The organism is Bacillus sp. Marseille-Q3570, from assembly GCF_946151055.1.
Classification (GTDB): Bacteria; Bacillota; Bacilli; order Bacillales; family Fictibacillaceae; genus Pseudalkalibacillus.
Genome location: NZ_CAMGYZ010000009.1, coordinates 25,190 through 47,550, shown reverse-complemented (window position 1 = coordinate 47,550; position 22,361 = coordinate 25,190). Strand labels below are relative to the sequence as shown.

Below are 22,361 nucleotides of genomic sequence, written 5' to 3'. Positions count from 1 at the left end.
ACGTGGTGGTATTCAGTCGAAGTTCATTTTCATACTCGAAGATCCTTTTAAAAGTGTTGGGTACTATCGCTTGGGTCCCTTTTCCTGCAGGAGTCTCGTATCTTTCCACTGTTTATAGATTTCCAGGACCTATATATTGAATCATAAGCGTACATTAACAACAGACAAATATGAATGGTACTTATTAGACAAACCTTGGATTTACGGGTAAAATTGATAAGATGAAATACCTATTTTTCGTTATGATCATGAAGCTGAGTTGAATGCTTTCTTTCCGGCTTTTCCATTGAAATCAGGGAAGGAATTTAAGATCAGCGTGTTAAATAGAACTTGGAGGTGTGTTTCTATGGCTCAAACGAGAAAAATACCATTGTTGCCACTAAGAGGTCTTCTTGTTTATCCAGGTATGGTTCTCCACTTGGATGTTGGACGCAAGAAGTCTGTACAAGCCCTTGAGAAAGTAATGATGGACGACCAGCACATATTTTTATCCACTCAAAAAGAAGTGGCCATAGAAGAACCAACGGAAGATGAAATTTATAAATTAGGGACGATTGTAAAAGTCAATCAAATGCTAAAGCTTCCGAATGGAACAATCAGAGTCCTTGTTGAAGGAGTTCAACGAGGGGAAATCACTTCATATAAAGATGAAGAAGAAACAGGATATCTTGAAGTGAAAGTCAAATTGATCGAGGAGCGTGATGAGGCAGATGCTGAAGAAATGGCTCTGATGCGTACCTTATTGCATCATTTCGAACAATACATAAACCTCTCGAAGAAAGTGACAGCTGAAACTCTTGCATCTGTCCAAGACATCGAAGAACCTGGCAGATTGGCAGATATCGTCTCATCCCATTTGCCGTTAAAAATCAAACAAAAGCAAGAAATTTTAGAAACACTCGAGATCAAAGACCGTCTTAATAAAATCATTCAAATTCTGAACAATGAAAAAGAAGTACTCGGTCTTGAAAAGAAAATCGGCCAGCGCGTCAAAAAGTCAATGGAACGGACCCAGAAAGAATATTACCTTCGTGAACAGATGAAAGCCATCCAGAAGGAATTGGGTGACAAAGAAGGTAAAGCTGGGGAAGTCACGTCACTACGGGAAAAAATCGAAGAATCCCAAATGCCTGATAACGTTAGGAAAACGGCACTGAAAGAACTGGACCGGTATGAAAAAATGCCGCAAAGCTCTGCTGAAAGCGGCGTAATCCGTAACTATATCGATTGGCTCTTGAATATTCCTTGGGTAAAAGAGACGGAAGACAATCTTGATATCAATCATGCTGAAAAAATCCTGAATGAGGATCACTATGGACTTGAAAAGGTGAAGGAAAGAGTCCTTGAATATCTTGCTGTACAACAGCTTACAAATTCTCTGAAAGGACCGATCCTATGTTTGGTAGGACCTCCGGGAGTCGGGAAAACATCTCTTGCCCGCTCGATTGCAAGGACGCTTGGTCGTAACTTCGTCAGGATTTCGCTAGGTGGTGTACGGGATGAGGCAGAAATCCGCGGGCACCGTAGAACATATGTCGGTGCGATGCCAGGACGGCTCATACAGGGAATGAAAAAAGCTGGTTCGGTGAATCCGGTATTTTTACTTGATGAAATCGATAAGATGTCCAATGACTTTCGCGGCGATCCAGCATCAGCTTTGTTAGAGGTGCTTGATCCTGAGCAAAATAATACGTTCAGCGATCACTTTATTGAAGAACCTTATGATTTATCTAAAGTGTTGTTTGTAACGACCGCTAATAACATTTCTACGATTCCTGGACCGTTGTTGGATCGGATGGAAATGATTCAGATTGCTGGCTATACTGAAGTTGAGAAGCTCCACATCGCGAATCAATACCTTGTAAAGAAACAGACGAAAGCACATGGATTGACGAAAGGAAAATTCCAAATCCGTGATGAGGCACTTATGCAAGTGATCCGGCGTTATACTCGTGAAGCAGGTGTACGTAATCTCGAACGACAGATTGCTTCCTTATGTAGAAAAGCAGCAAAAGAACTTGTTTCAGGCGATAAAAAACGTGTCATCATTACTGAGAAAACGCTTGGAAATTACCTGGGCAAACCTAAATTCCGATACGGACAAGCGGAAGAAGAAGATCAAATCGGTGCTGCTACGGGTCTCGCCTATACGACTGCCGGCGGAGATACACTTTCCATAGAGGTTTCAGTATCTTCTGGGAAAGGAAAGCTGATCTTGACTGGGAAGCTTGGCGATGTAATGAAGGAATCTGCACAGGCAGCTTTCAGTTATATTCGTTCTCGTGCTGAAGAATTGAATATCGATCCTGAGTTTTCTGAGAAAAATGATATTCATATCCATGTGCCGGAAGGAGCTACACCAAAGGATGGTCCTTCAGCAGGGATTACGATGGCTACAGCGCTTATATCAGCGCTCACTAACCGCCCTGTCCGAAAAGAAGTCGGGATGACCGGAGAAATCACTCTCCGAGGTCGTGTACTTCCAATTGGCGGTTTAAAAGAAAAAACATTAAGTGCCCATCGAGCAGGATTGGAGCGGATCATTTTCCCTAAAGAAAATGAAAAGGATCTGGATGATATTCCGGATAGTGTAAAGAAGGATCTCACCTTCATACCTGTCTCTCATTTGGATGAGGTATTAAAAGAAGCATTGATAGGTGGGGGAAAATGAAAGTAAATACAGCTGAACTGATTATCAGCGCCGTTAAGAAAGAACAATACCCGAATGATCAGAAGCCGGAAATTGCACTTGCCGGACGTTCAAACGTCGGGAAATCATCGTTCATCAACAAAATGATCAACCGTAAGGCCCTTGCACGGACTTCTTCAAAACCCGGCAAGACACAAACGTTGAATTTTTATCTTCTGAATGACAAGATGTATTTTGTGGATGTCCCTGGTTATGGGTTCGCGAAAGTTTCCAAGTCAGAACGCGATGCCTGGGGACGGATGATCGAGACCTATTTGATGGAAAGTGAGCAGTTAAGGGCAGTTGTCTTATTAGTCGATCTGCGTCATGCACCATCAAAGGACGATCAGTTGATGTATGATTGGCTGAAGCATTTTGAGATCCCTGTGATTGTCGTAGCTACAAAAGCGGATAAGATTCCTAAAGGGAAGCACCAACAGCACATCAAAAAGATCCGTGAAACCCTTACGATTGAACAAGGGCAGCCGGTCCTCCTATTTTCAGCAGAAACATCGTTCGGAAAAGAAAAAGTCTGGTCGACTATTGAAAGCCTTATATAAGCTGAAACCCTCCATGTTTTAAAAAACGGGGAGGGTTTTTTGTTTTTATGTAGAAGGTAGTACTTAGGATACTTTGAGAAAGTAGGACTAAGGTGCTGTTTAGTTCGTCTTAGATAAGGGAAATATACAGAGGTTGAGAGATATAGAAAGTATGGTCGGTAGAATGACAGTGGGCATTGTCTCCACTACATACTTTATAGGATGTATTGAAAAATCAGGTTTATGGTCTATTTGCCACTGTATGTTTCTCTCAAGTGTAGTATCCAAAAATCTACAGAAAGAGGGTCAAAACAGAATGAAAAAAGTTAGTTTATGGGCAGTCATGGTATTAGCATTTTCTATGCTTCTGGCAGCTTGCGGTGGTTCAGATGGCGGTGGAGGTGCAGATGGTGGATATGACCTCAAAGAAGATGGAAAGTTCACGTTTGCTTCTTCCGGAGAATTCAAACCTTTCAGTTCCACTAACGCAGAAGGTGAAATGACAGGCTTCGATATTGAGGTAGCTGAAGCGGTTGCGAAAGAACTAGGTTTGGAACCCAGTCCACAGAAATTCAAATTTGCAAGTATCGTTGAAGGTGTTAAAACTGGACGGTTCGATGCAGCAGTTGCCAGCCACACGATCACACCTGAACGTGCCGAACATGTAGATTTCTCCGAACCATATTATTATTCTGGTCCACAAATTTTCACAAGACCAGATAGCGATATCGAAACGAAGGATGACTTGAAGGATAAAGAAATCGCAGTTTCAAAAGGTTCGACATATGCGAAGAGTGCTGAAGAAATGACAAGCAATATCAAAATTTATGATAGTGATGTCACTGCTCTAGAAGCGTTAAGTGAAGGGAAGCACGACGCAGTCATAACAGACTTCGTTACAGGTAAGGAAGCAATCGGAAATGATTTTAAAATCGAAGGTAAAGAACTTCTAGGACGCAGTGAACAAGCAATTGCTGTCGCAAAGGATAATGAAAAGCTTCTTGAAGATATCAACGCAGCACTAGAGAAGCTTAGAGAAGATGGAACATTGAAAGAATTGAGTGAAAAGTACTTTGGAGACGATATCACATCTGATCCTGAAGGAGAATAAGAATTGAAATGGGAAGATGACGAATGTGCGCAGATTTGCGCACATTTGTTACTTAAGACATGTATTGCATAACTTTTCCAAAGGAATTATACGATTCAACTTGTATTTTTGAGGTATTAAGGAGCTGATATACTTTGCCTAGTTTTTCGCACTTTTTTTCCACATTCATAGAGAGTTATCCTGTCTTTTTCAAAGGTATGCTTTTAACACTGCAAGTAACGGCTGTATCGATTTTGATTGCTATATTCATAGGACTTTTCTTTGCGTTGCTGAAAATTTCTAAAATCAAAGTTTTGGAAGCAATCGCTAATGTTTACATTTACATCGTCCGTGGGACGCCGTTAATTGTACAGATTTTCATCTTTTACTTCGGACTTTCCGAGTACAATATTTCAGGTTTCTGGTCTGCTACACTCGCACTGGCTTTCCATAATGGTGCGTATATTGCAGAGATTTTCAGAGGTACGATCCAATCAATTGATAAAGGGCAGATGGAAGCTGGACGCTCATTAGGAATGACGAATGGATTGACCATGCGTCGAATCATCCTGCCTCAGGCTTTTCGGCGGGCACTTCCTCCACTCGGTAACCAGTTCATCATTGGATTGAAAGATTCATCATTAGCGGCCTTCATCGGAATGTATGAGCTGTTTAATGTCGCTACTACTTCAGGTGCAAATAATTTCGATTCAATGACGTATCTACTAATCGTAGCTGTATATTATCTGATTCTTGTGTTCTTATTGACAGCTGTCGTAAGCCTGATGGAGAAGAAGCTATCTGCAAGTGATTAAGGGAGTGATTGATGTTGACTGAAAAACGTGAAATGATCAAAATCGAAAAGCTGAACAAGAGTTTCGGCGATTTGCATGTATTGAAAGATGTTGATATGGAAGTTAAAGAAAATGATGTTGTCGTATTGATAGGAGCAAGTGGATCAGGGAAAAGTACCCTGCTTAGATGTCTGAACTTCCTGGAAATCAAAAACGGTGGAAAAATCATCGTGGAAGGAAAAGAGATCGACCCTAAGAAAGAAAACCTGAATAAGGTCCGTGAGCGAATCGGGATGGTCTTTCAACACTTCAACCTGTTTCCCCACAAAACGGTTCTTGGCAACGTCATCGAGGCACCTTTGATGGTTAAAGGTATGAACCGTTCTCAAGCTGAAAAAGAAGGGAAAGAGCTGCTTGAGAAAGTAGGTCTTGCAGAAAAAGCGGATGTGTATCCTTCGAAGCTGTCTGGTGGACAGAAACAGCGTGTAGCTATTGCAAGAGCTCTGGCTATGAAGCCTGATATCATGTTGTTCGATGAACCGACCTCTGCATTAGACCCTGAGCTTGTCGGGGAAGTTTTAGCGACCATGAAGCAATTAGCACAGGAAGGAATGACAATGGTCGTCGTCACCCATGAAATGGGCTTCGCACGTGAAGTCGGAGATTGGGTCTTCTATATGCATGATGGACGTATCGTTGAACGTGGCCATCCTCAAGACCTGTTCAACAATCCGAAAGAACAACGTACGAAAGATTTCTTAAGCTCAATCCTCTAAACGATATAAAGAAAACTTGGCTCAGCCAAGCCTTTGGTAAAGGCTGAGCCTTAGTTGCGCTTATACTGAAGAAAGTATTTTTATACTTTCTTTAAGTGTGAAAAAGGTGTTGTCCGCAAACGGGCAACACCTTTTTCGGTAGTTGAAGAAATGGATGTTGAGGGCTAATATGCTAAACATGATGCATCTTAGTACTTTTTTCTCGGATTATTTTCTAGAATCGTGCTCATTTTTTCTAGAATTAACAAAAAATATCTAGAATTATCTTGAATTTTTCTGGAATTAATGGTTCACCCTATGCCGGTTTTTCTGGAAACTTTTCCAGTGGACTATTTTTTCCGTCGTATCAGGTAAAACCCGATCACTATCAGGATGACTGCCCAGAATTGTTCCGTATAATCGACTATAGTATTGATGATTCCGATTGTATTGGTTGAAAACAGGGCAATCAGGGAAATGATGATTAAAGCCGCGCCGATCCAGATACTTCCTTGCTTTGTTTTATTATATTGTAAGATAAAGCCAATCCCGATACTGAGGAAATATATAATCCAGAGTGCCGGCCAGTTGGCGATATTTCCACTGGCATAATAATGGACTGCAATCCCGCAAATGACTACTCCTGAGAAAAGCGCGTACGGTTCATTCTTTTGCAAGAGGAACGCTATCCCGATGATTAGTAAAAATGCAGGAAGTACATCAATTTCACCAATGAAAGGGACAGACCATTGTCTTGCTAAAAAATATACACCCAACCCTGCGATCAATGTACCTGGAAAAATACCTTGTTTCATAATCTCCTCCTCATATAGCATGAATCATGTTGTTCTTTTGCGAAAACCTTCGAAATTTGATACATTATATGTGTGTCAAGCCTTGATAAAGCAAGGATATACTAAAATTTGGATTTTAGGGAATACTGATTTTTGCCTGCTAAAAATCATCTTACCATAAGACTTTCAAACACTGTTCACATTTGTTTCTGCTATGATTTAACACACATGCTATAATGCAAGTGGGAATAATATTATTTACTTCGTTTTACATAAAAACAGGGGGTGACGAACGATGCACATTTTAAAAGTTGGACTTAATCATAAGACTGCTCCAGTTGAAATACGCGAAAAAGTTTCCTTTCAACCTGGTGAGTTAGAATTAGCTTTACAGTCTTTAAGAAAAACAAAAAGTATCCTAGAATGTGTCATCGTATCGACCTGCAACCGTACTGAGATATATGCCGTCGCTGATCAGTTACACACAGGCCGATATTACATTAAAGCCTTTTTAGCGAATTGGTTTTCATTAGATAAAGATTTGCTGAACCCATATTTGCAGATCCAGGAACGTGAAGATGCCATCGAGCATTTATTCAAGGTGGTTTGCGGATTGGATTCAATGATTCTTGGCGAAACGCAAATTCTTGGACAAGTACGTTCAAGTTTCTTTACAGCCCAAGAGATTGGAACAACAGGTACCGTTTTCAACGAACTGTTCAAAAAAGCCATTACACTAGCAAAACGTTCCCATTCCGAAACGGAAATCGGAGAAAATGCAGTCTCTGTCAGCTATGCTGCAGTAGAGCTTGCTAAAAAGATTTTCGATGGACTAGAGGGGAAGAATGTCTTGATCATCGGTGCCGGAAAGATGGGCGAACTTACTGCAAAACACTTATGCAGTAATGGGGTTGATGAAATTACAGTACTCAACCGCACATATGCAAAAGCTCTGGAAGTGGCAGCCCGTTTCAACGGACAAGCTTCTACCATGGAAGAGTTGGAATCTTCTTTACAAAAAGCGGACATTGTCATCAGTTCCACAGGTTCAACAGAATTTGTGCTTTCAAAGGCAAACGTAGCACCCGTTTTGAAAAAGCGTAAAGGGAAGCCTTTGTTCATGATGGATATCGCTGTTCCACGTGATCTTTCCCCTGACTTGCAGGATCTTGAAAGCGTCTTTTTATATGACATTGATGATCTTGAAGGAATCGTTGAGGCGAATTTGGCCGAACGTCAGGAAGAGGCTGCTAAGATCAAGGTCCTTATTGAAGAGGAACTGCTTGCATTCTTGAACTGGATCAATACATTAGGTGTTGTTCCTGTCATTACTGCATTAAGACAAAAAGCTCTTTCCATTCAAGCTGAAACGATGAAAAGCATCGAGCGTAAAATGCCTGATCTTACCGATCGTGAACGTAAAGTTCTCAGCAAACATACAAAGAGCATCATCAACCAACTGCTCCGTGATCCGATAACAAAGGTGAAAGAGTTGGCTGCAGAACCTGATTCTAATGAGCATTTAGAGCTTTTCACACAGTTATTCGGGATTGAAGAAGAGTTGGAACATGTACTAAAAGAGGAGCGTCTTGCTCGCGAACATAAGTCGACTGAGGTAGAATCGGAGAAATCGTTTCAAACTGTCTCCAACCCAGCGGCGAATTAGCTTGCTCCCAGGAGAGGAGTTGTATCGTGAGTAGTATCAGGTGGATTTACGATATTACAATTATTTTATACGCTCTCAGCGTATTAGGATATTTCATGGATTTCTTACAAAACAACCGGAAGGCGAACAGAATTGCCTTCTGGTTGCTTTCTATTGTCTGGGTATTGCAATCATTTGTTTTACTATTACGGATCTTTGAAGCGAACCGTTTTCCGATACTCACGCCTACGGAAGGGTTATTTTTTTATTCATGGGTGATCGTCACCCTTTCATTGTTGATCAACTGGTTCTTCCGTGTGCATTTCTTTGTGTTTTTTACGAATATCATCGGTTTCATCCTCATGGCAGTCAGTTGGTTTGCTCCAAATAATCAAGTTTCAGAAGCATTTTCCGATCAACTGATCAACGAGTTGGCGATCATACATATTACGATGGCCTTCATTGCTTATGGAGCTTTTACGGTTTCAAGCATTCTATCGATTATGTATCTTGTACAATACAATATGCTGAAGCAGAAAAAAGTGGGAAAACGGATGTGGCGTTTTGAAAGCCTTACACGTTTGGAAACACTGCCTTTCATACTGAATATGGTTGGGGTCCCGATCCTGTTCCTAAGCCTGATACTAGGGCTGATTTATGGGTATAAAGTGTACGAGACACAAGCGATTTTCACAGACGCTAAAGTGATCAGCTCATTCATCGTCTTATCTGTGTATGGGATCTACTTGTACTTGAAGGTAGGCAAAGGGGCATTCGGGCGCCAGTTAGCATACTGGAATGTCGCAGGGCTACTCGTCATACTGATCAACTACTTTTTAGCGGCTACTTTAACGGAGTTTCATTTGTGGTATTAACTTTATTAATGAAGAATAAACGGCGTATTCAGCAAGGGTGCCAGGCACATTTCTGGAACTCTTGGAGTACAAGGGCTGAATTGTCGTGCCTGACACCGTCAAATTGTGGAATATCACCATGAAAAAGAATTTTTGTCTGGAGGTCAATTATGCGTAAGATTGTCATCGGTTCTCGAAGAAGTAAACTGGCTCTTACCCAAACACGTTGGGTGATTGAGCAATTGAAGAAAGCAGGAGCACCATTCGAGTTCGAAATCAAAGAGATTGTAACAAAGGGAGACCAAATCTTGAACGTGACCCTTTCAAAAGTGGGAGGGAAAGGTCTCTTTGTTAAAGAAATTGAACAGGCTATGATCGATAAGGAAATCGACTTCGCTGTCCATAGTATGAAGGATATGCCGTCTATTCTCCCAGAAGGACTTGAACTTGCCTGCACCCCGCCTCGTGAAGATTATCGCGATGCGCTTATTTCTGAAAATCATACGCCTTTTGAAGAATTGCCTGAAGGGGCGGTGGTTGGGACGAGCAGCTTGAGAAGAGGAGCACAATTGCTTGCGAAACGGCCGGATCTCTCTATAAAATGGATACGTGGGAACATTGATACAAGACTTGCAAAACTAGAAAATGAAGACTACAATGCCATTGTTTTAGCTGCAGCTGGATTGAAACGTATGGGATGGTCTGATGATGTCGTCAGTCAATACCTGGAGAAGGACGTTTGCATTCCTGCAGTGGGACAAGGATCACTTGCGATTGAATGCCGAGGGAGTGATCAGGAGCTGAAGGCTTGGTTGGAAAAAATCAATTGTCCAGATACATTCGATACTGTTCGTGCTGAAAGAGCGTTTTTACGTACTCTTGAGGGTGGATGCCAGGTTCCGATTGGAGGACTCGCTGAGCTTGACGATGACAAGAAAACAATCACACTTACAGGATTTGTTTCTACTCCAGATGGAAAGACAATCATCAAAGATACAATTCAGGGCACTGACCCAGAAAAAATCGGAGTCCAATTAGCTAAGGATCTTGGTGGTCGTGGTGCGAAAGATATATTAGATCGGGTTAAAAAGGAGCTTGATCAGTAATGGAAAAGGGACTGCCGTTTTCAGGTCACAAAATATTAATAACAAGATCTGAAGAACAGGCTCTTCCGCTTGTCCATTCAATTGAACAAAGGGGAGGGGAAGCTGTTGTGATCCCTCTTCTTTCATTTCAAACAGCAAGAGACAATACAGCATTAAAAAGAGCGATCCACGAGATAGAACATTTTCAGTGGATCGTTTTTACGAGTCAAAACACGGTCCGTTATTTTCTCACACAGTTAGAGGAAGAGGGCCATTCAATTGAGCTTCTTGAATCATTAAAAATTGCAGCGATCGGAAAGAAGACTTTAGAACTCCTGGAAAAGTATGGAGTTAAAGTAGATTTTGTCCCTTCAAGGTTTGTAGCGGAACAATTTACGAAAGAGTTCATACGTCAAACGGTCAAAGGTGAGCGTATTTTGCTTCCACATGGGAATTTAGCAAGAAGTATCATCGAGGGTGAATTGACTGAATCAGGTCTAGAGGTTGAACCTGTCATCACCTATGAGACCGTCCCTAATGATGCCAATAAAGAAGCATTACACCAAGCATTGAGAGATCGAGATGTTGATATCCTTACGTTTACGAGTTCATCCACCGTTCATTTCTTCTTTCAATTGGCAAAGGTGGATAAAAGGTTAAATGATCGGATATGTGCGTGTATCGGACCGATAACCGCTGAAACACTTGAAGAATATGGAGTAACTGCTGATATCGTTGCAGAAGAATATACGGCAGAAGGCTTGATTGCTTCGCTCGAGTCTTATTTAGAAAAGGAGGAACGACGATGAACAATGCATTCCAAAGACACCGACGATTAAGAAGAACTGGTAGTATGCGTTCATTAGTGCGGGAAACATTTTTACGAAAAGAAGATTTGATTTACCCACTCTTTATTGTAGAAGGTGAGGAAGTTAAGGAAGAGGTCAGCTCGATGCCAGGTGTATTCCATTATTCCTTGGACCGTTTACAAGAAGAACTTGATGAGATTACTGGGCTTGGTCTTCAATCTGTCATTGTTTTCGGAGTGCCACAACATAAAGATGAACGTGGTACATCTGCTTATGAAGAAAAAGGAATCGTTCAACGTTCCATTACTTTTATCAAAGAAAACTATCCTTCATTGACGGTGATTGCTGACACATGCCTCTGTCAGTACACAGACCACGGCCACTGCGGGGTCATCCATGATGGAGATGTTTTGAATGATCAGTCTCTGGAATTGTTAGTACAGACAGCGATTTCCCAAGCAAGAGCTGGAGCAGACATCATTGCGCCATCCAATATGATGGACGGATTCGTAGCAGCGATTCGTGCTGGACTTGATGAAGCTGGCTTTGAAGATATTCCGATCATGTCATACGCAGTCAAGTATGCTTCTGCCTTCTATGGGCCATTCCGTGACGCAGCTCATAGTTCACCACAGTTCGGTGACCGGAAGACATATCAGATGGACCCGTCTAATCGACTTGAAGCGATCCGTGAGGCACAATCGGATTATGAGGAAGGAGCAGACTTCCTTATGGTCAAGCCGGCACTTGCATATCTCGATATTTTAAGGGAGATCAAAGACCGTTTCGCATTGCCGCTAGTCGCCTATAATGTAAGTGGGGAGTATTCGATGATAAAAGCAGCATCACAAAATGGCTGGATCGACGAAAAGGAAGTTGTTCTTGAAAAACTTACAGGTATGAAACGGGCAGGTGCAGACCTGATCATCACCTACTTCGCAAAGGATGCGTCACGTTACATTGATGAAAGATAATCGATAGGAAGGGTGTTAAGATGAATAATCGTACATTCGAAAAATCAAAACAAGCATTTTCAAAAGCGACACCACTCATGCCAGGGGGCGTAAACAGTCCCGTCCGTGCCTTCAAATCTGTAGATATGGATCCGATTTATATGAAACGCGGGAAAGGTTCTAAAATCTACGACCTGGATGATAATGAATATATCGATTATGTGTTGAGCTGGGGGCCGCTAATCCTTGGCCATGCAGATGATCATGTCGTTGAAGCATTGAAAAAAGCGACTGAAGCAGGGACTAGCTTCGGTGCTCCACATGAAATGGAAACAAAACTTGCAGAATTGGTGATTGAACGCGTACCATCCATTGACGTTGTGAGAATGGTGAACTCAGGGACGGAAGCTACAATGAGTGCTCTCCGTCTCGCGCGGGGATACACAGGACGTAACAAGATCCTGAAATTTGAAGGGTGTTATCATGGCCATGGGGATTCACTCCTTATAAAGGCTGGTTCTGGGGTTGCAACACTTGGATTGCCAGATAGTCCAGGAGTTCCAGAATCAATAGCTAAGAACACGATTACGGTTCCATACAACGACCAGGAAAGTGTTCGATACGCATTTGAACAATACGGTAAGGATATTGCAGGTGTCATTGTAGAGCCAGTTGCAGGTAATATGGGTGTCGTTCCCCCTAAGGACGGCTTCCTGGAATTCTTGCGTGAGATTACAGAAGACCACGATACATTATTGATTTTTGATGAAGTAATGACCGGATTCCGCGTCGGATACCAATGCGCACAAGGTCATTTTGGAGTGACACCTGACTTGACGTGTCTCGGAAAAGTAATCGGAGGCGGACTGCCGGTTGGAGCGTATGGCGGTAAAAAAGAAATCATGGATCGGATCGCACCGAGCGGACCAATCTATCAAGCTGGTACGTTATCAGGAAATCCATTGGCGATGACTGCTGGCTATGAAACATTGCGTCAATTGACAGAAGAGTCTTATACAGAATTCGGTAAAAAAGCAGACCGACTCCAGCACGGTCTTTCAAATGCTGCTGAAAAACATGGGATTCCGCATCATATCAACCGTGCAGGTTCGATGATCGGGTTGTTCTTCACTGACAATGAAGTCATCAATTATGAAACGGCAAGCTCTTCCAATCTTGATGCATTCACAGTGTATTTCAAGGCCATGATCAATCAAGGCATCTCCATTCCGCCGTCACAATATGAAGGATTATTCTTATCTACGAAACACACAGATGAGGATATTGAAAAAACGATTGAAGCAAGCGACAACGCCTTTAAAGAAGTAGCGGAATTTCTACAAAAATAAAAGTCACCAAATAGCAAGCATTCAAAGATAGCAGGCAGGATATCATACATATCCTGCCTGCTTTTTTGTGAACGGCTGTTTTTGCAAACGTTGTTGCTCTTGCACTTAAAGAAAGTAATTATAAATACTTTCTTCAGTATAAGGGCAACTAAGGCTCGACCTACAGAAGACTTGGTCTCGCCAAGTTTTCTTTAAAAGTCGTTGATTTCCGCTCCAGGATGCTCGCTTTCCGCGGGGCGTGCTGTGAGCCCACTCGTCGCCTGCGACATGGAATGGTCTCACCCGTCCTTCTGATCACGCAGGAGTCTCGCACCTTGCTCTCCAATCAACTTGCACAAGGTGCTTTTTTTAAAATGACTCAAAAGGAACAATCTTTTAGAAAAGAGCCTTTGAAACATAAGAAAAATAGAGCTGCGATTCGGGAGAAATATTGAATTAGAACATCTAACGGACATCAGAGCCCTTATTTGTGGTCATATCCCAAATTTCAGGTACGTAACGGACACCAGAGCCCTTATTTACCTGATTCAGCTGATAAAACTTACTGTTTTCGCAAAATAGCGTCTCTCATGTCCGTTAAATTGCAAAATCACCTTGTTTTGTCCCGAATAAGGTCTCCTGTGTCCGTTAAAGTGAGACGCATCAGAGCCAATAAAAAAGCACCTTTGGTATAAACGATATATCCTAATTTTAAAAGTTAGTCCCTAAATTGGACAATCTTTCGGAACAGTCATTAACCGTGTCATTTTTAGGTATAAAATCACGACTCAGACATACATCTGTATTGTACAGGAATAATTGTGTTGAGAGGGGGAGCTTGCTTTGACAGAGCGTAATCAGTCTAAGTTACAGTTTTCAATAGAAGAATCAGTATGGCTAAATAAGGGACAGGAGGTTGAGGAGCTTTATAGTGTAGCCTTGGACCCGGAAGTGACGATTGAAGAAGTGGATGATCAAATCTGTATTAAAGGGTATCTCTGTTTGACGGGTGAATACAGACGCGCTGACCAAGAGGAGGAAGAGCCATCTGCAGAAGACTCCAACTTCCTTGGATATCGCTCTTTTTCCCAATTGAATGAAGTATCAAATGATGTAGTGAAGTTGGATCACCGTTTCCCTGTTGATATCACCCTCCCGAAGAATCGAGTTCATGATAAGGATGAACTTTACGTGACGGTTGATAACTTTGATTATGACATGCCGACACCTTCTTGTATTGAGGTTTCAGCAGCTGTCAGTGTCACAGGTGTTTATGAAAGCCAGGGATATGTTGCTGAAGATTTTGAACATCAAGAGTCAGTTTATGAAAATGAAGTTTATGAAACTCGTGAAGAAGATGATGACGATGATGAATTATATGAAGGTGGATCGAATCCATTCCCTATCCTGGAATTCGAATCACGTCGAGCCCCGCAAAGTGAAGAAGATGAAAATGTTGAAACAGAATATCAAGCTGTGAGGAGAGAGCCTCAAGTTGAATTTATGAGCAGGGCAGAAGAGCATTATGACCGTTCGGCATCATATGAATATGACAGTGATATGGATGATTCAGATTCTTCTAGCTTTGAAATCGAATACGAGGAAGAAGAAACCTATCGTCCTGAACAATTTGAGTATGAAGAAGAGGACCATGAGTATTACTATGAGGAAGAGTCCGGAGAGGTATATGAAGAGCAAGAGGTAGAGGAGACGTCATCCAGCCGTCCACCGCGTGAAGAAAATGCACTTTATTTAACAAAGATGCTTACAAGGGATGACGAAGAGCTCACAAAGATGAAGATGTGTATCATCCAAGCAGGTGACTCCTTAGATTCGATTGCTGGCAGATATGATGTACCGCCTAGTCAGCTTATGCGGGTCAACCGCCTAGAGAGTGAAGAGATTGAAGAAGGACAAATTTTATATATACCAGTTTCAGCACGTTAGGATGGTGTCCTTATGAGCATGGATATACTGGAGCTCATCGAAAAACACTACCCTCTAAAACCGTTGCATTGGAAACATAAAAATGAAGTTCTGGAAACTGATGCTGGAACGAAAAGAGTTCGTATCTGGTCAGATGAATCGACAATGAACTGGCATTTCAGCTGGAGAGAACGTCTGGAAAGCAACAATGTGTTGACAGATCGGATGATCCGGACGTTGGATGCAGAGTGGTTCCTTCCTTATGATGGCCAATTCCTGACTCTCCATGATGAGAGGTATGAACCTTTTCCGAAGCACAACCATGAACAAACGTGGGGGATGTTCATCGGTAAATTATTAGCTCTAGGAGTTGAAAATGCAGACGACCAGGATGCATATTTCTCTGAAACAAGAGAGCAGATGGTAGAAAAGTATGGATTGAATCGATCAGACCTAAACATGCCAGTTCTTAATCGAAGCCTACCTGAGGCAAAAAGGCGGCTGAGGACTGTCGAAACGATAAGAAATCGATTCAAACACCTTAAAATTCCTGTGTTGGAGTCAACTATTTTGACTCATCAGGGAAAGCGTGTCCATGGAAGATTGTTTTGGCAGGGCGGGGATAATACCCCTGAATACAGCATGAAAGGGTTATGTGATTTTCTTTCTGATTGGCGTTTGGCGACGGATACCCAATCGATGTATAGAGTGCTTGATTCGATCCATGATCATTTTCCACTTGAAGGTGGATATGATCAACTACTATCAGCAGATCTCATTGCACCAAGAGAGGTGGAAAGGTGTGTGCGGCGGCTCGAATCAACAGAAGGTCAATCACCAAGTGAAATATTGGATATGTTCGAGCGTGAGTGGGAATCGAACAGACTGCTAGTAGAAGAGGTTTCTCACTGGATTGAGCACCGCGCAAAGAAGGTGGTACGATGAAAGCCTCATCAATGTCAATCGATGGCATCATCCTATATTATTATGACTTGTTCCCAGAAAAAATCGAGTCTTATGGCCATGTTCAACGTATTACTTCAAAACGTGGAACATTCGCCCTTAAAGAAACGACCATGAACAAGGAACAGGTGGATTGGTTCTTGCATTGCATGGACCGGCTCAATGAAATCGGGTATGATCATGTCGTTCCATTGACCAGGACGAAATATGGCGATCCTTATGTTGTTGTCAACAACCGTTACTACTATTTGACCAAATGGTATGAAAACGACTCGCGTTCTAGCTTTCCTTATGAGGATTTCATAATCGAGGAGCTTGGAAAACTCCATGCCAATACCGTAAAAGCGCAATCTTTCTCAGAAGAAGTGATCAAGGATTCATATACTGGACTGACGAGGCGTTTCGAGCAAAGACAGCTGGAGATGGAGAGGTTCACTGAGCTAGCTGAACGACAAACATATATCTCACCTTTTGAACTTCGCTATCTTTCCCAGTTCCATAAAATGATGTGGATTGCTGAAGAAGCAAAACAGAAAGTCTCGGAATGGTATAAAGGCTGTGAAGAACACCAGCGCTATCGGAGCGTTTTATGCCATGGCCGTCCGTTCAGGGGGCATGTCGTCCAGGATCAACTTGGTGAAGGAAGCTTCATCAACTTTGAAAGGGCGATACTAGATACTCCTGTACGTGACCTGGCCTATTTCTTCCGGACAGCAGCACAATATCCGGAATGGAGTGAACATGTAGCGATAGATTGGCTAGAACGTTATGAGAGCCATCTGCCATTATTACCAGAGGAAAAGATTTTACTTGCAAGTTATCTGAAGTTCCCTGAACCTGTATTTTCTACAATCCAGATGTACCAAAGTTCTCCAGATATCTCCCAGCTTGAGCTTGTCCGTAAATTGGATCGCAAATTGAATGTCATGAAATCTCTTGACCGCTTTACAGATCAGTTTCTTCAAACGACACCAAATTAGCGGCTGACAATTTGAACGAGAAACTCTGCTTTCAAGCAGGGTTTTTGTTTTTTTACTTGAAGAAAGAATACCTTCTACAATATAAGTGTACAAGCTGGCGGCTTCGGAACCAATGTACGGCACGAAAGAAAAGCAATTGCTTTTTCAAGGAACTAAAGGCTCGGCCATCACTAAGGTTTGGGTTTACATCACCAGAATTCATAATAAATCGCCAGGTGGAGAGCAAGAAGGATGACTACAAGTATGATATCGAATGCCGACGGGAACAGCAGTGTCCGGATCGCCTGGAATATCAACAACGGAAAGACAAACTGCTCACAGATGCTTCTGAATTGTCGGAGGTGATAATGAAACCGGTATTTGTTGAAGCCTCGACGTCTCCTCATTGTGATGAATCCTTTCTTTTACAGGGATTACTATATGTTATGATACTTGCCTAACTTCCGTGCCCATTTTTGTTTAAAAGAGAAAATTTGTGGAAAGCCTATTGACGATAAGACAATTCAAAAGGTAAACTATATACTACTGATACGTGCTTAAAAATGTATAGGATGCTTCGATAGGGAAGAGTAGATTGTGAAACCTAAAGAGAGGGAAATCATCAGCTGAAAGATTTCTCAGGAGGTAGCAGTTGAATGTCACCCTTGAGCAACTTCTCTGAACCAGAAAAGTAAGAGAAGTCGGATTCTGACCGTTATCGATTAGAGGTGTGCAGCTAGTTATTATTGAGCTGTAAACAAAGGTGGTACCGCGAACTTCTTTCGTCCTTTGAGGATGTAAAAGAGGTTTTTTTTATTTCATTTGAAGAAAGTATAAATACTTTCTTCAATATAAGGGCAACTAAGGCTCAGCCTGCGCTAAGGCTTGACTTAGCCAAGTTTTCTTTATCAAGGCTTTGATATTTTCATTGGTTATTTTACGAAAATTCGCTCCCTATCCGCGGACTCAAGAAAAGCGGAAGCAACCGCTTAATCACGTAGGGAACTGGAAAACAAATCAACTACTAAGGTTATAAAGCCGGATTCTAAAAAAGAATTGTAATTAAAATGAATGATGATGTTTAAAGGAGGAGTAATAAATGTCTGAACAAGAGCAAGAAATTTCGATGCCGACAAAATATGATCCACAAAAGACAGAAGAAAAATGGTATCAATATTGGCTCGATGGAAAGTTTTTCGAAGCAAAAGGCGGGGAAGACAAGAAGCCTTATACCATCGTGATCCCGCCACCGAACGTAACCGGTAAACTGCATCTTGGACACGCATGGGATACAACGTTACAAGATATCATGATCCGTACAAAGCGTATGCAAGGTTATGATGCCCTTTGGCTGCCAGGGATGGACCATGCAGGGATCGCTACGCAGGCCAAGGTAGAAGGGAAGTTGAAGGAAGAAGGAACTTCGAGATACGAGCTCGGCCGTGAAAAATTCCTGGAGGTTTCTTGGGAATGGAAGCATGAATATGCTGAGTTCATCCGGAAGCAATGGTCGAAGCTAGGACTGTCCCTGGATTATTCCCGCGAACGTTTTACACTGGATGAAGGATTATCCGACGCTGTTAAAGAGGTTTTCGTTTCGCTTTATGAAAAAGGTCTCATTTATCGTGGAGAATACATTATCAACTGGGATCCACAGACGAAGACTGCATTATCAGACATCGAAGTCATCTATCAGGATGTACAAGGCGCCCTATATCATATGAAATACCCTCTTGCAGATGGTAGCGGACATATCGAGGTAGCGACGACTCGTCCAGAAACAATGCTTGGAGATACTGCTGTTGCTGTCCATCCTAATGACGATCGATATAAAGACTTGATTGGTAAAAAAGTTAAGCTTCCGATCACAGACCGTGAAATCGAAATCGTAGCAGATGATTATGTTGACATGGAATTTGGCTCAGGAGCGGTCAAGATTACTCCTGCACATGATCCAAACGACTTCGAAATTGGAAACCGTCATAACCTTAAACGGATCCTCGTAATGGATGAAGGTGGAACGATGAACGAAGAAGCAGGTCCATATCAAGGGTTGGATCGCTTTGAATGTCGGAAGAAGATCGTCAAAGACCTCCAAGACCAGGGTGTCCTTTTCAAAATTGAAGACCACATGCATTCAGTTGGTCATTCTGAAAGAAGTGGAGCGGTTGTCGAGCCATATCTCTCCACACAATGGTTCGTAAAAATGCAGCCGTTAGCTGATCAAGCTATCCAATTGCAAAAGGAAGAAAACAAGGTCCATTTCGTTCCAGACCGCTTCGAAAAGACGTATATGCGTTGGATCGAAAACATCCGTGATTGGTGTATCAGCCGACAGCTTTGGTGGGGGCATCGGATTCCTGCCTGGTACCATAAAGAAACCGGTGAAATATATGTCGGCCGCACGGCACCAGAAGATCTAGAAAACTGGGAACAGGATGAAGACGTACTCGATACCTGGTTCAGTTCGGCACTATGGCCGTTTTCTACAATGGGGTGGCCGGATAAAGAGTCTGCTGATTTCAAGCGTTACTATTCGACAGATGTATTGGTAACAGGTTATGACATCATTTTCTTCTGGGTTGCACGTATGATCTTCCAGGGGATTGAATTCACTGGTGAACGTCCATTCAAGGATGTTCTGATTCATGGATTGGTTCGGGACTCAGAAGGACGTAAGATGAGTAAATCACTTGGAAACGGTGTCGATCCGATGGATGTCATTGATAAATACGGAGCTGACTCACTTCGGTTCTTCCTTTCAACAGGAAGCTCGCCAGGAAACGACCTCCGCTTTTATTGGGAAAAAGTTGAATCGACTTGGAACTTCGGAAACAAGATATGGAACGCTTCACGTTTTGCATTGATGAATATGGATGGTATGACAGTGGATGAAATCGACTTATCCGGTGAGAAATCACTAGCTGATGAATGGATCCTGACTCGTCTGAATGAAACGATCGAATCCGTTACCAAATTGATTGATGCCTACGAGTTCGGAGAAGTTGGCAGAACGTTATACAACTTCATATGGGATGATTTCTGTGACTGGTATATCGAAATGGCGAAGCTTCCCCTTTATGGTGAGGATGAAGCACGTAAGAAAACGACCCGATCTGTTCTTGCATATGTCCTCGATCAGACTTTACGCCTGCTTCACCCGTTCATGCCATTCATAACCGAGGAAATCTGGCAACATATCCCGCATAAAGGTGATTCGATAACAGTTGCTGATTGGCCGGTTAAACGCAAGGATCTTCATTTTGAAGAATCTGCAAAGGAAATGAAGGTGTTGACTGAAATCATTCGTTCGGTCCGTAATACACGTTCGGAGATGAACGTACCGCCAAGCAAACCGATCGAAATTCAGCTTAAGCCTCATACGGGTGAAATTCTTAAACAATTGGAGAAGAATCGAACGTATCTGGATCGCTTCTGTAACCCAGAGCCATTGACGATGGGACTTGAACTAGAAGCACCAGAAAAAGCGATGACCTCAATCGTCAGCGGTGTGGAGATCTTCTTACCGCTAGAAGGGTTGATCGATATTGAAGAAGAGATCAAACGCTTGGAAAATGAGTATAAAAAATGGAACTCAGAAGTTGAGCGCGTACAGAAAAAACTAGGTAATGAAGGATTTGTCAAGAAAGCACCGGAAAAAGTCGTTCAAGAAGAACGTCAAAAGGAAAAAACGTATCTGGAAAATCGACAAAAGGTTGAAGAGCGTATCAAGGAATTAAAGAATTAATCGAGTGAAGGAGACGGATCATAGTGATTCGTCTTCTTCATAGTTATCAAGGAGTAGCGAAATGAAAACTTATGAAGAGACATTATACTGGATCCATGAACTTCTCGCCTTTGGCATGAAACCCGGATTATTGAGGATGGAATGGATGTTGAAGGAACTTGGCCACCCCGAAAGAGACTTGACAGCCATCCATCTTGCCGGAACAAATGGAAAAGGATCCACCTTAACGTATATGCGTTGTATTTTGCAAGAAGCAGGTTTTACCGTCGGGACATTCACTTCACCTTATATTGAGCGCTTCAATGAGCGGATCTCCATCAACGGAGAGCCGATGACGGATGACGAGCTGGTAAGCGTAGCGAATGATGTGAGACCTATAGCTGAAAAATTGGCTGCTACCGATTTAGGGACACCGACCGAGTTCGAGGTTGTGACGATCCTCTCGATCGTTTATTTCGCCAGGTACCGTAAAGCCGATATCATCCTATTTGAAACTGGGCTCGGGGGGAGGCTCGATTCAACGAATGTCATCGAACCTATACTCACAGGCATTACGAACGTCGGGTATGACCACACCGCAATTTTGGGTAATACATTGCAAGAAATTGCTTACGAAAAAAGCGGAATTATCAAAGCCGGAGTTCCTATTGTCACTGGGGTTGAACAAGCAGAAGCCATCAAAGTTGTGGAAGAAAAGGCGAAAGAGCAAAAGGCACCGATCACTCGCTTGAAAAAAGATTATTTCATAACCGATCATGTAGTATTGGAAGAGGGAGAATCCTTTACGTTAAAGAGTCCATCTCGAATCTATGAAAATCTCCGTGTGAAAATGAATGGCTACCATCAAGTGAAAAACGCAGCGATGGCGATTGTCTTGATTGAATCATTGGGTGAACGAATCGATCTCAAAATTCAAGAACAACATATTTTTGACGGTTTATTTCAAGCACAATGGCCAGGTCGTTTTGAACAAGTAAATGAAAACCCACTGATTATTCTCGACGGTGCTCATAATAAAGAAGGAATCGAAAGCCTCAAACAAACCTTGACCAGCCATTATCCAAATCGAAAAAAGAGAATCATCTTCAGTGCCTTAAGGGATAAGCCGGTCAATGAAATGCTATCTGAACTTTACGACTGCATCGATCACCTCATGTTTACATCTTTCGATTTTCCGAGGGCCAGCTCCGCGGAATCGTTATTTGAAAGAAGTGAATATGAACCAAAAGACCTAGAAGAGGATTTTAATACTGCATTGAGCTTAGAGATGGATCGAATGGGTGAGGAAGATGTCCTCGTTATTACAGGATCCTTATACTTCATATCAATGGCTAGGGAAATTTTCAAAAATATGAAATAAATTGAATATTTTAATTACATTTTTTGAGAAGTTTTGATAAAATGTGAATAAGGATAAATAGTACGTTAGA

General features: G+C 42.2%; 18 protein-coding genes and 1 other annotated feature. Of the genes, 16 read left to right on the top strand and 2 right to left on the bottom strand.

Annotation, left to right across the window (positions count from 1 at the left end; translation table 11 throughout):
- The first annotated feature begins 346 nt into the window (after window positions 1-346).
- From lon to N8M93_RS14915, 5 genes are all read left to right on the top strand, one after another.
- Window positions 347-2,671, top strand: coding sequence for an endopeptidase La (lon, locus tag N8M93_RS14935; protein WP_261133140.1), 2,325 nt, complete (start codon window positions 347-349; stop codon window positions 2,669-2,671).
- Entirely contained in the window at window positions 2,668-3,249 is a 582-nt protein-coding gene (yihA, locus tag N8M93_RS14930; RefSeq protein ID WP_261133138.1) for a ribosome biogenesis GTP-binding protein YihA/YsxC, read from the top strand. The genes lon and yihA overlap by 4 nt, the downstream gene beginning before the upstream one ends.
- 295 nt (window positions 3,250-3,544) lie before the next feature.
- Entirely contained in the window at window positions 3,545-4,339 is a 795-nt protein-coding gene (locus tag N8M93_RS14925; RefSeq protein WP_261133136.1) for a transporter substrate-binding domain-containing protein, read from the top strand.
- A 134-nt stretch (window positions 4,340-4,473) separates the two neighbouring features.
- Entirely contained in the window at window positions 4,474-5,133 is a 660-nt protein-coding gene (locus N8M93_RS14920) for an amino acid ABC transporter permease (RefSeq protein WP_261133135.1), read from the top strand.
- A gap of 32 nt (window positions 5,134-5,165) precedes the next feature.
- The gene (locus N8M93_RS14915) at window positions 5,166-5,888 is read left to right on the top strand and encodes an amino acid ABC transporter ATP-binding protein (protein ID WP_261133312.1); all 723 of its coding nucleotides are present in this window, start codon (window positions 5,166-5,168) and stop codon (window positions 5,886-5,888) included.
- Window positions 5,889-6,217: 329 nt separating this feature from the next.
- Here the strand turns inward: N8M93_RS14915 and N8M93_RS14910 are convergent, their stop codons facing one another.
- The gene (locus N8M93_RS14910; protein WP_261133133.1) at window positions 6,218-6,682 is read right to left on the bottom strand and encodes a hypothetical protein; all 465 of its coding nucleotides are present in this window, start codon (window positions 6,680-6,682) and stop codon (window positions 6,218-6,220) included.
- Window positions 6,683-6,956: 274 nt separating this feature from the next.
- On the opposite strand from N8M93_RS14910, the gene hemA reads away from it, so the two are divergent.
- From hemA to N8M93_RS14865, 9 genes are all read left to right on the top strand, one after another.
- Window positions 6,957-8,327, top strand: coding sequence for a glutamyl-tRNA reductase (gene hemA / locus N8M93_RS14905; protein WP_261133132.1), 1,371 nt, complete (start codon window positions 6,957-6,959; stop codon window positions 8,325-8,327).
- A 26-nt stretch (window positions 8,328-8,353) separates the two neighbouring features.
- Window positions 8,354-9,181, top strand: coding sequence for an inner membrane protein YpjD (locus N8M93_RS14900; RefSeq protein ID WP_261133129.1), 828 nt, complete (start codon window positions 8,354-8,356; stop codon window positions 9,179-9,181).
- 149 nt (window positions 9,182-9,330) lie between these two features.
- A complete protein-coding gene (gene hemC, locus N8M93_RS14895) occupies window positions 9,331-10,266 on the top strand; it encodes a hydroxymethylbilane synthase (protein ID WP_261133127.1) in 936 nt (311 codons plus the stop codon).
- Entirely contained in the window at window positions 10,266-11,054 is a 789-nt protein-coding gene (locus N8M93_RS14890) for a uroporphyrinogen-III synthase (RefSeq protein WP_261133125.1), read from the top strand. Before hemC ends, N8M93_RS14890 begins: the two co-directional genes overlap by 1 nt.
- On the top strand, window positions 11,051-12,028 hold the full coding sequence (hemB, locus tag N8M93_RS14885; protein WP_261133122.1) for a porphobilinogen synthase: 978 nt from the start codon (window positions 11,051-11,053) through the stop codon (window positions 12,026-12,028). The genes N8M93_RS14890 and hemB overlap by 4 nt, the downstream gene beginning before the upstream one ends.
- 20 nt (window positions 12,029-12,048) lie before the next feature.
- Complete coding sequence (gene hemL / locus N8M93_RS14880; RefSeq protein ID WP_261133120.1) at window positions 12,049-13,356, top strand: glutamate-1-semialdehyde 2,1-aminomutase; 1,308 nt, start codon at window positions 12,049-12,051, stop codon at window positions 13,354-13,356.
- Window positions 13,357-14,178: 822 nt separating this feature from the next.
- Window positions 14,179-15,282: a stage VI sporulation protein D gene (gene spoVID / locus N8M93_RS14875; protein WP_261133118.1), complete on the top strand. Its 1,104-nt coding sequence runs from the start codon at window positions 14,179-14,181 to the stop codon at window positions 15,280-15,282.
- Between the two features lie 12 nt (window positions 15,283-15,294).
- Entirely contained in the window at window positions 15,295-16,206 is a 912-nt protein-coding gene (locus N8M93_RS14870) for a hypothetical protein (RefSeq protein WP_261133117.1), read from the top strand.
- Window positions 16,203-17,204 (top strand): spore coat protein YsxE, encoded by a 1,002-nt coding sequence (locus tag N8M93_RS14865; protein WP_261133115.1) that lies wholly within the window; start codon window positions 16,203-16,205, stop codon window positions 17,202-17,204. The genes N8M93_RS14870 and N8M93_RS14865 overlap by 4 nt, the downstream gene beginning before the upstream one ends.
- A gap of 188 nt (window positions 17,205-17,392) precedes the next feature.
- Here N8M93_RS14865 and N8M93_RS14860 read toward each other — a convergent pair whose 3' ends face one another.
- Window positions 17,393-17,590: a hypothetical protein gene (locus N8M93_RS14860; protein WP_261133113.1), complete on the bottom strand. Its 198-nt coding sequence runs from the start codon at window positions 17,588-17,590 to the stop codon at window positions 17,393-17,395.
- Between the two features lie 161 nt (window positions 17,591-17,751).
- Window positions 17,752-17,976, top strand: a binding site (T-box leader).
- 306 nt (window positions 17,977-18,282) lie between these two features.
- Here N8M93_RS14860 and N8M93_RS14855 point away from each other — a divergent pair.
- Window positions 18,283-20,931 (top strand): valine--tRNA ligase, encoded by a 2,649-nt coding sequence (locus N8M93_RS14855; RefSeq protein ID WP_261133111.1) that lies wholly within the window; start codon window positions 18,283-18,285, stop codon window positions 20,929-20,931.
- Between the two features lie 61 nt (window positions 20,932-20,992).
- The gene (locus N8M93_RS14850) at window positions 20,993-22,291 is read left to right on the top strand and encodes a folylpolyglutamate synthase/dihydrofolate synthase family protein (RefSeq protein ID WP_261133109.1); all 1,299 of its coding nucleotides are present in this window, start codon (window positions 20,993-20,995) and stop codon (window positions 22,289-22,291) included.
- The last annotated feature ends 70 nt before the right edge of the window (window positions 22,292-22,361 follow it).

What these genes read in the sequence shown, in the direction of transcription:
- N8M93_RS14870 (WP_261133117.1), top strand. Translation starts at nt 15,295, where the DNA reads ATGAGCATGGATATACTGGAGCTCATCGAAAAACACTACCCTCTAAAA.
- N8M93_RS14850 (WP_261133109.1), top strand. Translation starts at nt 20,993, where the DNA reads ATGAAAACTTATGAAGAGACATTATACTGGATCCATGAACTTCTCGCC.
- hemA (WP_261133132.1), top strand. Translation starts at nt 6,957, where the DNA reads ATGCACATTTTAAAAGTTGGACTTAATCATAAGACTGCTCCAGTTGAA.
- hemC (WP_261133127.1), top strand. Translation starts at nt 9,331, where the DNA reads ATGCGTAAGATTGTCATCGGTTCTCGAAGAAGTAAACTGGCTCTTACC.
- hemL (WP_261133120.1), top strand. Translation starts at nt 12,049, where the DNA reads ATGAATAATCGTACATTCGAAAAATCAAAACAAGCATTTTCAAAAGCG.
- N8M93_RS14860 (WP_261133113.1), bottom strand. Translation starts at nt 17,590, where the DNA reads ATGAGGAGACGTCGAGGCTTCAACAAATACCGGTTTCATTATCACCTC.
- N8M93_RS14910 (WP_261133133.1), bottom strand. Translation starts at nt 6,682, where the DNA reads ATGAAACAAGGTATTTTTCCAGGTACATTGATCGCAGGGTTGGGTGTA.
- N8M93_RS14865 (WP_261133115.1), top strand. Translation starts at nt 16,203, where the DNA reads ATGAAAGCCTCATCAATGTCAATCGATGGCATCATCCTATATTATTAT.
- lon (WP_261133140.1), top strand. Translation starts at nt 347, where the DNA reads ATGGCTCAAACGAGAAAAATACCATTGTTGCCACTAAGAGGTCTTCTT.
- N8M93_RS14915 (WP_261133312.1), top strand. Translation starts at nt 5,166, where the DNA reads ATGATCAAAATCGAAAAGCTGAACAAGAGTTTCGGCGATTTGCATGTA.
- N8M93_RS14855 (WP_261133111.1), top strand. Translation starts at nt 18,283, where the DNA reads ATGTCTGAACAAGAGCAAGAAATTTCGATGCCGACAAAATATGATCCA.
- N8M93_RS14925 (WP_261133136.1), top strand. Translation starts at nt 3,545, where the DNA reads ATGAAAAAAGTTAGTTTATGGGCAGTCATGGTATTAGCATTTTCTATG.
- hemB (WP_261133122.1), top strand. Translation starts at nt 11,051, where the DNA reads ATGAACAATGCATTCCAAAGACACCGACGATTAAGAAGAACTGGTAGT.
- N8M93_RS14890 (WP_261133125.1), top strand. Translation starts at nt 10,266, where the DNA reads ATGGAAAAGGGACTGCCGTTTTCAGGTCACAAAATATTAATAACAAGA.
- yihA (WP_261133138.1), top strand. Translation starts at nt 2,668, where the DNA reads ATGAAAGTAAATACAGCTGAACTGATTATCAGCGCCGTTAAGAAAGAA.